Consider the following 14,157-nt stretch of genomic DNA (forward strand, 5'->3'; position numbering starts at 1 on the left):
GAATACACGTTCGTGCTGCAATTGCTAATTGTTGCTCCTGAGCGTCAGCTTATCCCATCTTGCACCTCTCCACCTCGAAGACGGCAAGATCGGTGGCGACGTCCGCCGACGGGAACAAGCTTGCGGCTTCCTCCCGAAGCCCGGACAGATCCTCCAGACTGTACCTGCCGCTGAAGTGAGTCATGATTAGACGTCTCGCGCCGGCTTCCTTCGCCGTTCTCGCCGCATCCATCGTCGTGCTGTGGCCGAAAGCTCTCGCCTTCTCTTCCATGCCGGCGGCGAAGGTCGCTTCATGCACGAGCAGATCCGCTCCATCGGCCAACTTGACGGCATTGGCGCAAGGACTCGTGTCGCCCAATATCGTGACGATTCTGCCGACCAGCTTCCCGTCAATGACGTCGGAAGGCCGTACGATCGTGCCATCCTGCAACGTGATAGTCTCCCCCCGCTTCAGCTTCCCGTAGAGCGGCCCCTTCGGCACGCCAAGCGCCTCCAGCTTCCCTGTCAATAGCCGTCCCGGCGCATCCGGCTCTATCACCCTGTAGCCGAAGCAAGGGATGCGGTGCTCCAGCGGAGCGGCTTCCAGGTTGCATCCGTCCCCTTCATAGAGGAGGCCTGTGCGACCCTCTTCCAACTCCTCGATGATGAGGTCATAATCGAGAACCGTACCTGTCAGCTTGAACGTCGTCTCGATATAAGCGCGGATGCCCTTCGGGCCGAATAACCTTAACGGCTCCACTCCGCCGTCGAACGAGCGGCTGCTCAGCAAGCCGGGCAAGCCATACAGATGATCGCCATGCAGATGGGTAACGCAGACGACGCTAAGCTTGCTTAGCTTGAGCGGCAGCTGCATCAGCATATGCTGCGCCGCTTCACCGGCGTCGAACAGCCACCAGCTGCATGCCGGCTCCGGCAGCTGCAGGGCTGCCGCCGTTACATTGCGCGTTTTGTTCGGTCTTCCGGCTCCCGTCCCCAGAAACGTTAGCTTCATAGTTGGCTCCCTCTTTCCTCTTACCGCCTTCTTGCACAACGAGCCTTCCGGAATCCGTGAACGGATAACCCGGAAGGCTCTCACTGCTATGCTTAAGCTTTGCAATTATCGGAACATGATCATGCTTTGTCTACATTGAAATATTGCGCTTCCGGATGGGCGAACACCATGGCGGATACCGATGCTTCCGGCTCCATCATGAATCCCTCCGTCAGCTCCACGCCGATATCCTCCGGCTTCATCAGCTCGAACAGCGGGCCTTGATCCTCCAGATCGGGACATGCCGGGTAGCCGAAGGATACGCGGATGCCTTGGTAACGAGCACCTAGCCGTTGCTTCATCGTCATCTCCGGCGGATCGGGATAGCCGCATTGATCCCGCATCATATGGTGGACGCGCTCCGCGAGTCCTTCAGCCACTTCCAGCGCAATCGCCTGCAGTGCATGAGAGCGCAAGTAATCTCCGCTATCCTTCCACTTGCCGGCGAGATCGCGAATGCCTTCGCCTGCCGTAACGACCAGGAATCCGACATAATCCATTACACCGCTGTCCACTGACTTCAAGAAGTCCGCAAGGCACAGATGAGGCTCCACTTGCTGGCGAGGGAACGTGAATCGCTTAATTTCCTTCGCATGATCCGCCGGATCGTAGATGATGACGGAATTGCCGTCAGATTGCGCCGGGAAGAACCGGTACATGCCATGCGCCCGAATGAACGCTTCCGCAATGCCTTGCTTCAATATGTCGTCCACCGTCTCCTTCAGATGGATCGCCTTATCGTCGCCTTCGGCAATCAGCTTCTCTACGGTCCCCTTCACGCCCAGGTGATGACCGAGCAGCATCTGCATGTTTACGTAAGGGATAATTTGAGGGATTGGCACGTTGCGCAAGACGTGACGCTCAAGATCAGGTGGCGTGAATATCGGCGCATCCTTGGATATGTTGGATCTTACCGCGCGCGTCAGCTTCGGCATCGGCTTTGCGACTTCCTCTTCGGCGGCGCCGGATGCCTTGAAGGCTGCCAGCTCCTCCTCCAGCCGCTTCCGGTGGTCGGGGTCCATCAGCTTGTTCGCAATGTCCAGACCGTCCATCGCGTCCTTTGCATAGAGCACTAGTCCGTCATATTCCGGACCGATTCTCGTCTTCGTGAATTTGCGTGTCAGCGCTGCACCGCCCACGAGGATAGGAGCGTCGATTCCGGCATTGCGCATATCCTGCGCGGTTACGACCATTTGCTGGGCGGATTTAACCAGCAAGCCGGACAAGCCAATGGCGTCGGCCTTCTCTTGCCGGTACGCCTCGATCAGCTGCTCCGGCGGCACCTTGATGCCCAGATTAATTATTTTGTATCCATTGTTGGACAGTATAATCTCGACGAGATTTTTCCCGATATCGTGCACGTCGCCTTTCACGGTGGCAAGGATAATCTTCCCCTTTACGGAGGAATCCGACTTCTCCATGAACTGCTCCAGATGGGAGACGGACGCTTTCATGACCTCCGCACTCTGCAGCACCTCGGCGACGATCAGTTCGTTATTGTTGAACAGCCGGCCGACTTCCTCCATTCCGCTCATAAGCGGGCCATTAATGACTTCGAGAGGCTTATACTTCATCAGCGCTTCATCCAGATCCGGCACAAGACCTTCCTTCGTGCCTTCGACGATGTAGGACGCGAGACGCTCCTCCAGCGACAGATTGGAGATCTTCTCCTTCTTCTCCAGCTTCTTGTTCCGGAACGCCGCAACGAATGCAGCCAGCGTATCGTCATTGGTGTTGTATATCAGCTCTTCCGCCAGCTTGCGTTCATCCTCCGGAATGGAAGCATAGCGCTCCAGCTTCTCCGTATTGACAATGGCGTAGTCCAAGCCCGCCTTCGTCGCATGGTACAGATAGACGGAGTTCAGCACTTCCCTGCCCGCATCCGGCAAGCCGAACGAGATGTTGCTCAGGCCGAGAATCGTCTTCGTGCGGGGATACTTCTCCTTGATCATCCGGATGCCCTCCAGCGTCTCGACGGCCGAACCGATATATTGCGGATCGCCTGAGCCGACAGGGAACATGTTGGGATCGAATATAATATCCTCTTCATTGACACCGTATTTGTTCACGAGCAAATCGTACGAGCGATCAGCCACTTCCATCTTCGCCTGGCGAGATACCGCTTGCCCGCGCTCGTCGATCAGAATCATAACGACAGCCGCGCCGTACTGATGAATTAACGGTACGATCTGCTGGAACTTCGATTCCCCGTCCTCCAGGTTAATGGAGTTAATGATTGCCTTGCCTTGCGAGTACTTCAGACCCAGCTCAATAATGTGGTCGTATGTGGAGTCCAGCATAAGCGGCGCTTTAATCTTCTTCACGACTTGCGGCAGGAATTGATTGACCGCATACGCTTCATCAATGTCCGTATCCTGCAGGTTGATGTCGATAACGTGCGCGCCGCCCTTCACCTGCGCCCGCGCAATCTCCGAAGCCTCGTCGAAGCTGCCTTCCTTAATGAGGCGCTTGAACTTGCGCGAACCGGATATGTTCGTCCGCTCGCCGATCATAATCGGCCGATTGTCATCCTCGATGAACACCGTCTCTATGCCGGATACCGCATCGGGGTGAGCACCCGCTTGCTTGCGGGGGGCATAGCGAGCCATCGTCTCCGCCATGACGCGGATATGCTCCGGCGTCGTGCCGCAGCAGCCGCCCGCGATATTCAGCCACCCCTGCTCCGCGAATGCCGACAGCTTGTGCGCCAGCGATTCAGGCGATTCATGGTAGTGACCGTTCTCGTCCGGCAATCCCGCATTGGGATAGCAACTGACGGCCGTGCCCGCGATCTCGCTGAGCGTTCGGACATGATCCCTCATGAACTCCGGACCCGTCGCGCAGTTGAGCCCTACCGAAATCGGTCTCAAGTGTTCCAGGGAGACATAGAACGATTCGATCGTCTGGCCCGCCAATGTCGTACCCATCGGCTCGATCGTACCCGATATCATGATCGGCAGCTCCTTGCCCAGCGTCTGGAATGCCTTGCGGATGCCGATGCTGCCCGCCTTCACATTCAGCGTATCCTGTGACGTCTCCAGCAGAAGCGCGTCGACATCACCTTCGATAAGCGCCACAGCCTGCTCATGATAGCTGGCGACAAGCTGATCGAAGGTCACCCCGCCCGTTACTGACAACGTCTTGGTCGTGGGACCCAGCGCACCGGCTACGAAGCGAGGCTTGTCGGGCGTGCTGTATTTGTCGGCTGCCTCTCTGGCCAGCTTCGCCGCAGCGAGATTGATTTCTCTCGCTTTCTCCGGAATATCGTAATCCTCCAGGACGATACTGGTCGCGCCGAACGTATTCGTCTCCAGTATGTCCGCACCCGCCTCCAAATATTGCTCATGAATGCGACTTATGACGTCAGGACGCGTCAGCACGAGCATCTCGTTGCAGCCGTCCAGATCCGCTCCGCCGAAATCGTCCTCGCTCAAGTTCGCTTGTTGTATCATAGTGCCCATAGCGCCATCCAATATGAGAATGCGCTCTTGAAGCAATTGCTGTAAAGTCATTGTTGACACGATGCTACACCCTTCCCGAAATCATTACACCATAGTTTATCAGATTCGCTGTTTTCTGAAAAGAAAGAACCAATCGACAATTAAAGGCATTTGCATTATAATCATTATATCATTTAATTTCTATTGGAAAAGAGGGAATGGCATGGCAGAGGTAAGAATTCGTAACACAGACGAGCGGATTTCCGGAGAGGAAAATGTTCGCGCATTCCTGGATAGCCAAGAAGTGCTGTATGAGCATTGGGATGCCAACAAGCTTCCGCAAGAGCTTCAAAATAAATTCGTGCTTAACGATGAAGAGAAGGAACAAATTCTAAAAACGTACGATGCCGAAATTCGCGACCTGGCTGCTCGCCGCGGCTATCTGACATGGGACATCGTCGCGCTGTCCGACGCGACGCCGAATCTGGAAGAACTGCTTAAGAAGTTCGAGAATGTACATACGCACACGGAAGACGAAGTGCGTGCCATTACCGCCGGTCGCGGTATTTTCATCATTAAAGGTACTGACGATGTGGGTTATTTCGATGTGGAGCTGGAAGCGGGCGACGTCATCTCCGTTCCGGAGAACAAGCCTCACTTCTTCACCCTTATGGACAACCGTCAAATTGTAGCGGTCCGCTTGTTCATTGAGACGGAAGGCTGGATCGCTCATTCCTATTCCGACCCGCAATTCAACAAGTAATGCATGTGAAATGAGAAAAGCCCCTTGCAACGCCAACCGCGTTAGTGAGGGGCTTTTTTCTTGTATCCGCCGTTAGTGCTCCAGCAGCCGGAGCAATTCCTCAAGATGCGTTATTTCGTAAGCAGGAATAATGTCGTCGTTGCGCTTGACGCCTCGGCGGTTGATCCATACGGAAGTCATGCCGATCGTGTTCGCGCCCAGTATGTCCGTCGTCAACTTGTCGCCGACCATGATGCCATGATCCGGCTCGATGCCGAGCCTGTCCAGCGCGTGACGGAAGATGGATGCCGCAGGCTTGCCTTCACCGAATTCGCCGGAAATGATGATATGATCGAAGTAGGGTACAAGCTCAGGCACGCCATCCAGCTTCTCCTTCTGGAGGTCTGGCGATCCGTTCGTCAGCAGCAGCAGCTTGTACTTGCCCTTGAGCGCGTCCAGCACGCGGAACGTCTCCTCATACACGATAGGACGCGACCGCCGTTCAGCCGGGAACCGCTCGGCAAGCTCCGAGCCCAGCTGCTCATCCTCCACGCCAAGCGCTTTCAGCCCTTGCGTCCATGCCGCTTTCCGATAACCGGGAGCCAGCTGCTGTAGCTTGCGGAATTCTTCCTGCTCTCCTGCGGCGAAGTGTGCCCAGAGCCCTTCGAACGGATTAATGCCGATCATCTTCGTGAAAGAAAATGTCTCATACGATTCGTAAAGCACTCTCGCTTCCTTGCGAACGGCTTCCTCCAACTCATCTGCATCTACTCCTGCAGCCTCAGCTCCCGCCTCGCATGTCGCTTGGAACGCCTCCTTCACACTGCGCTCGTCCCATAACAACGTATCGTCCAGATCAAATAATACAGCTTGTTTCGCCATCTGTGTCCAATCTCTCCTATTCTATTCTTTCTCTGAAAATGGAATATTGTGCTTAGCGGCAAACTCCTTCATCTTCTCCGCCATCTCACCGGTGGGATATCGATTGATCAGCCTGGTGAATGACCAGCTGGCGCCTTTCACCGGTGTAATCATAACGATCCCTTTCTGAACGGCAATCTGCTTGATGCCGGATGCCTGAATCCTCTTGTCGCCCGTCAACCGACGCGTCTGCACATAGTCCTTGCCGATTGTCAGATATGGCTTACGGAAGAAGAACAACGCTGCCAATCCAATGTACAAGGCTATCGTTACCCAGAACATCGTCGTCGCTTCGAACTTCGGATCATTCCACATAACGACGCTGTACAGTGCGACAAATATAAGAAGCAGCACAGGTGCCATATAGTTGCGACCGACAAAGCGATCCTTTCGTTCGGCACCAAGCACGCTTCCCCCTTTGCCTTGCTTCTTCTGCTGCTTGTTCAGATGACTCATGTTTTTGCGCACTTTGCGCTCCCAAGAACGTGACACGCTAACTCCTCCTATAATAGGCGCTTCATTGGCAGCTTATTACCACTGCAAGCCATGTTCGTACTTTTAACGTCAGTGCTTTATATTGTCGTCTTCATCTTCCACATACTTAATGGAATCCAGCTGCTGCCGGAAGTTTCTTCTGAAGTTGTCCAAGTATCGGCGTCTCAGTTCATCACGCTCAACGATTTCTTCCTGCGTAAGTCCGTCTTGTTTATTTTTTCTCGACAGCTCGTTTATTCTTGCGATCAATTTCTCCATATCCATCTCTCTACCACTCCCCTCTGTCCCAGAAGCAAAAGTCTAATTCATACTTTGACACTTCACCCCTATCATTGTCAAGGCTTCAGCACGCCCCGCCCCATAATGTGTTCAGTCGCTTCGATATCAAGCGAACCTCCTATGTCAGTCAAAAAGAGCGAAAAAGCCTTCCAAGCCACTATCGAAGTGGAATGGAAAGCTCTCTCCTCAATATTACATGAATAACTGTGTGCACAAAGGGTATGTGTATATATTATCGTTCCGGTATAATCAACTGCTGCCCCGGATGTATCGTAGAAGAAGCCAGTCCGTTGCGATGCTTGATCTTGAACACGACATAGCGTATGTCCTCGCTGTCATCGGAGACGCGGCCTGCGATCGCCCATAGCGTATCCCCGCTCGCAACAGTCACGACATCCTCCTCCCCGCTCGGTGGCGCCACGCTTGTTCCCGTTGCCGTAACGCCCAGCATGAGAAAGCTCGTCAATAACAGAGCTATGAGCAGTAAGCTTGCAGTCACCTTAATCGTACGGCTTGTCCATACGTTCCTCAGCCCTTGATAGCCTATCTTATTCATTCTCGTTCTTGCTTGTACACGATATATGGATTGGTATGTACTTTCATTCATCAGCATCATTATCAGCACCCCAAACGTTTGTTCTGATATGAGAATACCACGAACAAGCGTTCCGGTCAACCGCAAAATGAGAACTCACGATCTCAAGAACTTATGTTTGTACGAACCTCGGTTCTGTGTTATAATTTTACACAACTATAGAAATGGAGTTGATGACGGTGACGAAAGTTTCCAAACGCCAGATGGCTATATTAGAGTTCATCAAGCAAGAAGTACGTGAAAAGGGATATCCGCCATCTGTTCGCGAGATCGCGGAAGCGGTAGGGCTGCTCTCCAGTTCTACTGTCCACGGACATCTGGACCGGTTGGAGAAGAAAGGCTACATAAGACGCGATCCGACCAAGCCGCGGGCGATCGAGATCCTGCATGGAGACAGCGAGAGCAATGTCATCCCTTTGCCTGTCAAGCAAGTGCCGATCGTCGGCAAGGTTACTGCGGGCATCCCCATTACGGCCACTGAGAATATCGAGGATTACTTCCCGATGTCCACCCAGTTCGTGGGCGACAATAACGTCTTCATCCTGAACGTCGTAGGCGACAGCATGATCGAAGCCGGCATTCATAATGGAGACTATGTGATTGTCAGGCAGCAGCAGACGGCCAACAACGGTGACATCGTCGTGGCGATGACGGAAGACGACGAGGCTACAGTGAAGACCTTCTATAAGGAGAAGGACCACATTCGCCTGCAGCCCGAGAACTCCACGATGGAGCCTATTCGCCTGAATGCCGTCAGCATTCTGGGCAAGGTTGTGGGACTGTTCCGGGACATGCATTAATAACCTGGGCATGAACATCTGATCCTAATGAATACGAGCACAAGCTTCGAGGCGGCAGTCCTCGGAGCTTGTGCTTTTTTATGGCAGCTTCCAACGATCAGTTGTGTCGCGGCTACTTGAGGCGGGGCGGGACGAGACACTCCGGACAGGGCTATGTGAGCATTTTGAGCGATAGGAGTCTATTGGAGAGCGGAGGAGCACTTTCCAGACAGAACAAGGGCGGAGACCATACGGTCTCCGCCCTTCCACATCGATTAATATTGTCTCAAATACTGCTCTCTCTCCCACTCATGCACCTGTGTACGATACATATCCCACTCGATCTCTTTCAGCTCGTAGAAATGGGACAGTGCGTGCTCGCCGAGCGCATCGCAGATAACATCGTTGCGAAGCATCTCATCAAGCGCTTCTCGCAAGTTGAGCGGAAGGCTCGGAATGCCGGACTCCACGCGCTCTTCCTCCGACATAATATATATGTTGCGGTCGGTCGGCGCAGGAAGCGACAGCTTGTTCTTGATGCCGTCCAGTCCTGCCTTCAACATAACGGCGAGCGCAAGATACGGATTGGCCGCAGGGTCAGGATTCCTCACTTCGACACGGGTAGACAAGCCGCGCGAAGCTGGAATGCGAATCATCGGCGAACGGTTGCTCGCCGACCATGCGACGTAGCATGGCGCCTCATAACCAGGCACCAGACGCTTGTAGGAATTGACGGTCGGATTCGTAATCGCCGCGAATGCTCTGGCATGCTTGAGTACGCCAGCCATATACTGGCGAGCTGTATCGCTCAGGCCAAGCTTGTCGCTCTCGTCGTAGAAGGAATTGGTGTTGCCTTGGAACAATGATTGATGACAGTGCATACCCGAGCCGTTGGCTCCGAATAGCGGTTTCGGCATAAATGTAGCGTGAAGGCCATGTACGCGCGCGATCGTCTTCACGACCAGCTTGAACGTCTGAATCTGGTCGGCCGCTTTCACAGCGTCCGCATACTTGAAGTCGATCTCATGCTGGCCAGGAGCAACCTCGTGATGGGATGCTTCAATCTCGAAGCCCATCTCCTCCAGCGTAAGTACAATCTCGCGGCGGCAGTTCTCGCCCAGATCCACTGGCGCAAGATCGAAGTATCCGCCCTGGTCGTTAAGCTCCGTAGTTGGCTCGCCACGCTCGTCCGTCTTGAACAGGAAGAATTCCGGCTCCGGCCCGACATTCATGGAAGTGAAGCCCATCTCTTCCGCTTCCGTCAGTACGCGCTTCAGGATGCCGCGCGGATCGCCCGCGAATGGCGTGCCGTCAGGCATATATATGTCGCAGATAAGTCTGGCCACGCGATCTTCGGACACCCACGGGAATACAACCCAAGTATCCAGATCCGGGTATAAGTACATGTCGGATTCTTCAATACGCACATAGCCTTCGATGGAAGAACCGTCGAACATCATTTTATTGTCAAGCGCTTTATCCAGCTGGCTTACAGGTATTTCAACGTTTTTGATCGTACCGAGCAGATCCGTGAACTGCAGACGAATGAAACGGACGTTTTGCTCCTGTGCGATACGTTTAATATCTTCTTTCGTGTAACCCATGCTATCATCTCCTCGAATCCAAGTGATTTTGTCTAGCGCTTGTAGTAGCTTTGAAGCTGACCTTGAATCATGGAAGTCTGTCCAGGTTTCTTCTCAAGCAGCTGCTGCTTTAATAAACGGCGCAATTGCTGCTCGCTGAGCTCGCGGCGGGTTTCCTCGGATTTCGCGCTTACCATCGTCGCTTCCTCCGAATCATTGGATACCGGATTCATGACTTGCTTAATTCCTGCAATATTGACACCTTTCTCAATTAGCGATTTGATCTCCAGCAGACGCTCTACATCGTTGAACGAGAATAACCGTTGATTGCCTGCCGTTCTCGCAGGGACGATCAACTCATGCTGCTCATAGTAGCGAATTTGCCTGGCTGTCAGATCAGTTAGCTTCATTACAATGCCAATTGGAAATAACGCCATATTTCGACGGATTTCATCAGCCATGTCGCACCAACCTTCCAATCCTCGTTTATACCCTCATTGTAGCGTCGCTACATAAACGTGTCAAGAAATGTTAGGTTTGATTACAATTAATCCGCGCATAACCATTCTGTGCAGAGCGGTAAGAATGCCGTATTTCGCATGCGCATAAGTTAATCCGCCTTGCATATAGGCGATATACGGCTCTCGAATCGGCGCATCGGCCGACAGCTCCAGACTGCCGCCCTGGATGAACGTGCCCGCCGCCATAATAACGGGATGCTCATAACCCGGCATGTCCCATGGCTCCGGAACGACATGAGCATCTACGGCAGCCGCAGCTTGAACCCCCTGCACGAAGGCGATGAGATGATCCGGGCCGGTGAAGCGAAGCGCCTGAATCAAATCCGTGCGGGGCTCATCCCAGCGGGGGCTTGTCTCGAATCCAAGCTTATCCGCCATGCCGGCAGCCAGTATGCTGCCTTTCACCGCTTGTCCAACCAGATGAGGGGCAAGGAACAAGCCTTGATAGATGGAGCGCAGCGTTCCCATCATCGCTCCGACCTCTCCCCCGATGCCGGGGGCGGTCAGCCGATAGGCGGCTCCCTCCACATATTGCCGCTTGCCGGCAATATACCCTCCAGTCTCCGCCAAGCCGCCGCCAGGATTCTTAATGAGAGAACCTGCCATCAGATCGACGCCGACTTCGGTCGGCTCTTGCAGCTCGGTGAACTCGCCATAGCAGTTGTCCACGAAGACGATGACGTCGGATTTCATCTCCTTCACACGCCTCACGGCTTCCGCAATGTCAGCAATCGGGAAGGAGCGCCGCCAATCATAGCCTCGTGATCGCTGAATCCCGATCACCTTCGTCCGCTCGTTGACCGCGAGCCTGATCGCGTTCCAATCCATCTCTCCCGACACCAGCAGAGGCACCTCCCTGTAAGAGACGCCCCAATCACGGAGAGAGCCCGTGCCATCGCCGGGCTTCCCGATCACCTTGTGCAGCGTGTCGTAAGGCTTGCCCGTAATATATAGCAGTTCATCTCCCGGACGCAATACGCCGAATAAAGCGCAGCCGATCGTGTGGGTTCCCGAAGCGAAGTGTGGCCTGACCAGCGCCGCTTCGGCTCCCATCACCTCGGCATACACCTCGTCAAGCACTTCGCGTCCGCGGTCGTTGTATCCGTAGCCCGTAGAGCCCGAGAAGTGATAGTCGCTAACCCGATGGCGCTTGAAAGCCTCAATAACCTTCCATTGGTTTTTTTCCACGATTTTCTCTACCTTGCCGAATGCATCGCGAGCCATGTCCTCCACTTGCTCCGTCAGCCGTTCCAGCTCCCGCCACATCTCGTTATTGCTTTGCTCTACAGCCAAGTCATTCTCCTGCTGCTTACCCATATACCTGTTCTTCCTTTCCTCGTCAAACCTTCAAATCCTCCGGTCGTATCGCCATCAGCTCGCCTTTTCCCGGCACGGAGTTGGCATATTGTCCAATCAGCCTTACGGCTTGATGGCGAATCGCCTTCTCGATCATATTCCGCACATACCTCGCGTTGCTGAAGGAGAACAGCTCGCTTTGCTTCTCTTGCACGAGCAGTTGCCTCAGCTTGAAGACCGTAGCCGGCATAAGCACGTAATCCCTTTCCTTCACCATGCCTTCGCCGATCTGGATCAGTTGGTCGATGGAATAGTCCGGGAATTCAATCTGGATCGGGAAGCGCGATGGCAGCCCGGGATTCGTCTGCAGGAATTGCTCGATCTCAAGCGGATAACCTGCCAGTATCAGGACGAAGCCGTTGCGGTGATCCTCCATCGCCTTCACGAGCGTATCGATCGCTTCTTTGCCGAAGTCCTTCTCCCCGCCTCTGGCCAGACTGTACGCTTCGTCGACGAACAATACGCCGCCAAGCGCCTTGCGCACCAGATCCCTTGTTTTCTGAGCGGTATGGCCGATATATTCGCCCACTAGATCCGCCCGCTCCACTTCGATCAGATGTCCCTTTGACAGTACCCCCATCTTCTGGAACAGCTTGGCGACGATGCGGGCGATCGTCGTCTTTCCCGTTCCGGGATTGCCCTTGAAAATCATATGATAAACTTGGGAGCCTCCGTACAAACCGGCTTCTGACCGCATCCGGCTAACATAGAGAAGCGCATAGATCTCATACACAAGTGACTTCACGTTATCCATCCCGACCATCGCTTCCAGCTCTTTCTCGATGTCGGCGAAGTGATCCATATCCGGCAACGGCTTGACCTGCGGCAAGGGCTCATCCTGCAGCACCGGCGCGGATGCAGCCAGACCGTAGCTTTCCTGGCTTCTGAGCACGACGTTGATTTGCCGCGATGGTCTGGTTGATCCGTTGCCGGAGGCTGATATGACGTGCTCGTTCATTGACACATCACCTGTCCTTTGTAGAGAAGCTCGCGTAAACACCGCACTACAAGTGTATTCTATGGATCTGTCCTATATTAGCAGAGTTGGCAGGTTCATATCATCGAAGCATCGTCCCGCAAGCCGGACCATAGCGTCAAGGCGTCCAGCTTCCACTTCGTGTAGGCCAGTATTTCTCTTAATGAGTGATACACCGGGCTGAGCACTTGCGATGTTACGCCGGCCACCTGCACATCCCCCATATCCAGAAATTCCGCGATATCGCCGGCACGGGCCGCATGATAGTCATGCGTAATGATCAAGTAAGACTGTACGCTCTCGCTTTCTCCTATTTCCTTACTGTAATATAAGTTCTGATAAGTGCTGCTTGCCTTGTTCTCCAGCAGCAAGTCGTCCTCCGGCACACCTCTGTCCGTCAAATAGTTCCGCATGCCTTCCGCTTCCGTAATCGACGAGACCAACCCTCCGAGCCCCCCGCTTAAAATCAGCCGGTCGACAACACCCTGCTCATAGAGAGCCAGCGCCAAGTCGAGCCGTTCCTTAAGCGCAGGGCTTGGCTGATCGCGCCACAACGCTGCTCCCAGCACAATTCCTGCGTCAGCGGGAGCATATTGCTTCTTCATGTTATAGTCCTGAATGATCCAGAAAACATAACCGGCCCATAGCAATCCTAGACACATGACCGCCAAGATTATGCGAAAAAAGAGAGGCCACGACCGAAGGAGTTTCTTCCTTCTGCGCGGCCCTTTCCTGCTCCTTGTCGCCGTCTTCATGATTCGCTTAGCTCCCCTGTTCTTCGCAACAAGCTCTTGCGATGCTTCAAGCTGAGCGTGAAGTAGCGAAATCTGCCGTTCCGGATGCTGGACAAGAGCCGTCCCGCCGTCTTGCGGGCCAGCGCTACATCCTTATTGCTAATGTCACCTTGCCTGAGAGCATCCTCCAGCTCATCTTCATCCATCAAATAAACTTCGCCGCTTGGCAGCACAACTACATCCAAATACAAGTCGTCGAACCAAGGAACCTGCTGATCTGTCAATCCTTGTGTCTTGCATACGTCAATATACCATTGTACAACACGGCCCTTATCGTCAAACATCGTCGTGACGACGAAGTGCTCCCCCTTGGGGAAATGCTGCATCCATAAATATCCGCGATCCGCCAGGCACAGCCTGTGCCCGTTATATTCCTTCCATAACGGCTCGCGCAATTCGTGAATACGGTAAAAGGTTACCAGCCCTTTGAACTCGTCGCCGTCAAGCGCCATGCAAGAGTAGCTTTTACGCAATATACGGCGCCAGTTCGCTCGATCGGAAAATTTTCTTTTCATAAGGAACTTACCTTTCCGTTCATTTAGGAATGCATCCTATAGAAAAAGATTACCATATCTCAATGTCCATCTCCAGTGAACGAGTAAAATAAACCAAGCCAGCCTATCCGCCGCGCCGAAAAAAAAAACAA

At 53.7% G+C, this 14,157-nt stretch carries 14 protein-coding genes; 2 read left to right on the forward strand and 12 right to left on the reverse strand.

Translation table 11 applies throughout. The features are described 5' to 3' along the window. Nucleotides 1-49: 49 nt before the first annotated feature. On the reverse strand, nt 50-991 hold the full coding sequence (gene rnz / locus M6D81_RS05630) for a ribonuclease Z (protein ID WP_262675848.1): 942 nt from the start codon (nt 989-991) through the stop codon (nt 50-52). Between the two features lie 119 nt (nt 992-1,110). Further along, nucleotides 1,111-4,542, reverse strand: a complete 3,432-nt coding sequence (gene metH / locus M6D81_RS05635) for a methionine synthase (protein ID WP_410795698.1) — start codon at nt 4,540-4,542, stop codon at nt 1,111-1,113. Nucleotides 4,543-4,693: 151 nt separating this feature from the next. Between metH and M6D81_RS05640 the strand changes: the two genes are divergently transcribed. Further along, the gene (locus tag M6D81_RS05640) at nt 4,694-5,233 is read left to right on the forward strand and encodes a 1,2-dihydroxy-3-keto-5-methylthiopentene dioxygenase (protein WP_262675850.1); all 540 of its coding nucleotides are present in this window, start codon (nt 4,694-4,696) and stop codon (nt 5,231-5,233) included. A gap of 72 nt (nt 5,234-5,305) precedes the next feature. Here M6D81_RS05640 and M6D81_RS05645 read toward each other — a convergent pair whose 3' ends face one another. From M6D81_RS05645 to M6D81_RS05660, 4 genes are all read right to left on the reverse strand, one after another. Then, the gene (locus tag M6D81_RS05645; RefSeq protein WP_262675851.1) at nt 5,306-6,094 is read right to left on the reverse strand and encodes an HAD family hydrolase; all 789 of its coding nucleotides are present in this window, start codon (nt 6,092-6,094) and stop codon (nt 5,306-5,308) included. 21 nt (nt 6,095-6,115) lie between these two features. After that, complete coding sequence (locus M6D81_RS05650) at nt 6,116-6,625, reverse strand: hypothetical protein (RefSeq protein ID WP_262675852.1); 510 nt, start codon at nt 6,623-6,625, stop codon at nt 6,116-6,118. 72 nt (nt 6,626-6,697) lie between these two features. Further along, a complete protein-coding gene (locus tag M6D81_RS05655) occupies nt 6,698-6,892 on the reverse strand; it encodes a DUF896 domain-containing protein (protein ID WP_262675853.1) in 195 nt (64 codons plus the stop codon). A 247-nt stretch (nt 6,893-7,139) separates the two neighbouring features. Next, nucleotides 7,140-7,463 carry a LysM peptidoglycan-binding domain-containing protein gene (locus M6D81_RS05660; RefSeq protein ID WP_262675854.1) on the reverse strand — a complete coding sequence of 108 codons (324 nt, stop codon included), beginning with the start codon at nt 7,461-7,463 and terminating at the stop codon, nt 7,140-7,142. Between the two features lie 218 nt (nt 7,464-7,681). On the opposite strand from M6D81_RS05660, the gene lexA reads away from it, so the two are divergent. Continuing rightward, nucleotides 7,682-8,302 carry a transcriptional repressor LexA gene (gene lexA / locus M6D81_RS05665; RefSeq protein ID WP_262675855.1) on the forward strand — a complete coding sequence of 207 codons (621 nt, stop codon included), beginning with the start codon at nt 7,682-7,684 and terminating at the stop codon, nt 8,300-8,302. 254 nt (nt 8,303-8,556) lie between these two features. On the opposite strand, the gene glnA is transcribed toward lexA, so the two are convergent. The 6 genes from glnA to M6D81_RS05695 all read right to left on the reverse strand — a co-directional run bounded on the left by glnA (nt 8,557) and on the right by M6D81_RS05695 (nt 14,026). Beyond that, nucleotides 8,557-9,885, reverse strand: a complete 1,329-nt coding sequence (glnA, locus tag M6D81_RS05670) for a type I glutamate--ammonia ligase (protein WP_262675856.1) — start codon at nt 9,883-9,885, stop codon at nt 8,557-8,559. A 32-nt stretch (nt 9,886-9,917) separates the two neighbouring features. Continuing rightward, nucleotides 9,918-10,325 carry a MerR family transcriptional regulator gene (locus M6D81_RS05675; protein ID WP_262675857.1) on the reverse strand — a complete coding sequence of 136 codons (408 nt, stop codon included), beginning with the start codon at nt 10,323-10,325 and terminating at the stop codon, nt 9,918-9,920. A gap of 60 nt (nt 10,326-10,385) precedes the next feature. Then, on the reverse strand, nt 10,386-11,651 hold the full coding sequence (locus M6D81_RS05680) for a methionine gamma-lyase family protein (protein ID WP_262676010.1): 1,266 nt from the start codon (nt 11,649-11,651) through the stop codon (nt 10,386-10,388). 73 nt (nt 11,652-11,724) lie between these two features. Beyond that, nucleotides 11,725-12,699, reverse strand: a complete 975-nt coding sequence (locus tag M6D81_RS05685) for an AAA family ATPase (RefSeq protein WP_262675858.1) — start codon at nt 12,697-12,699, stop codon at nt 11,725-11,727. A gap of 95 nt (nt 12,700-12,794) precedes the next feature. Beyond that, the gene (locus tag M6D81_RS05690; protein WP_262675859.1) at nt 12,795-13,472 is read right to left on the reverse strand and encodes a YdcF family protein; all 678 of its coding nucleotides are present in this window, start codon (nt 13,470-13,472) and stop codon (nt 12,795-12,797) included. Continuing rightward, a complete protein-coding gene (locus tag M6D81_RS05695) occupies nt 13,469-14,026 on the reverse strand; it encodes a ribonuclease FAU-1 family protein (RefSeq protein WP_262675860.1) in 558 nt (185 codons plus the stop codon). Before M6D81_RS05695 ends, M6D81_RS05690 begins: the two co-directional genes overlap by 4 nt. Between the last annotated feature and the right edge of the window lie 131 nt (nt 14,027-14,157).

Source organism: Paenibacillus sp. J5C2022 (assembly GCF_025567625.1).
In the GTDB taxonomy this organism is placed as follows: domain Bacteria; phylum Bacillota; class Bacilli; order Paenibacillales; family Paenibacillaceae; genus Pristimantibacillus.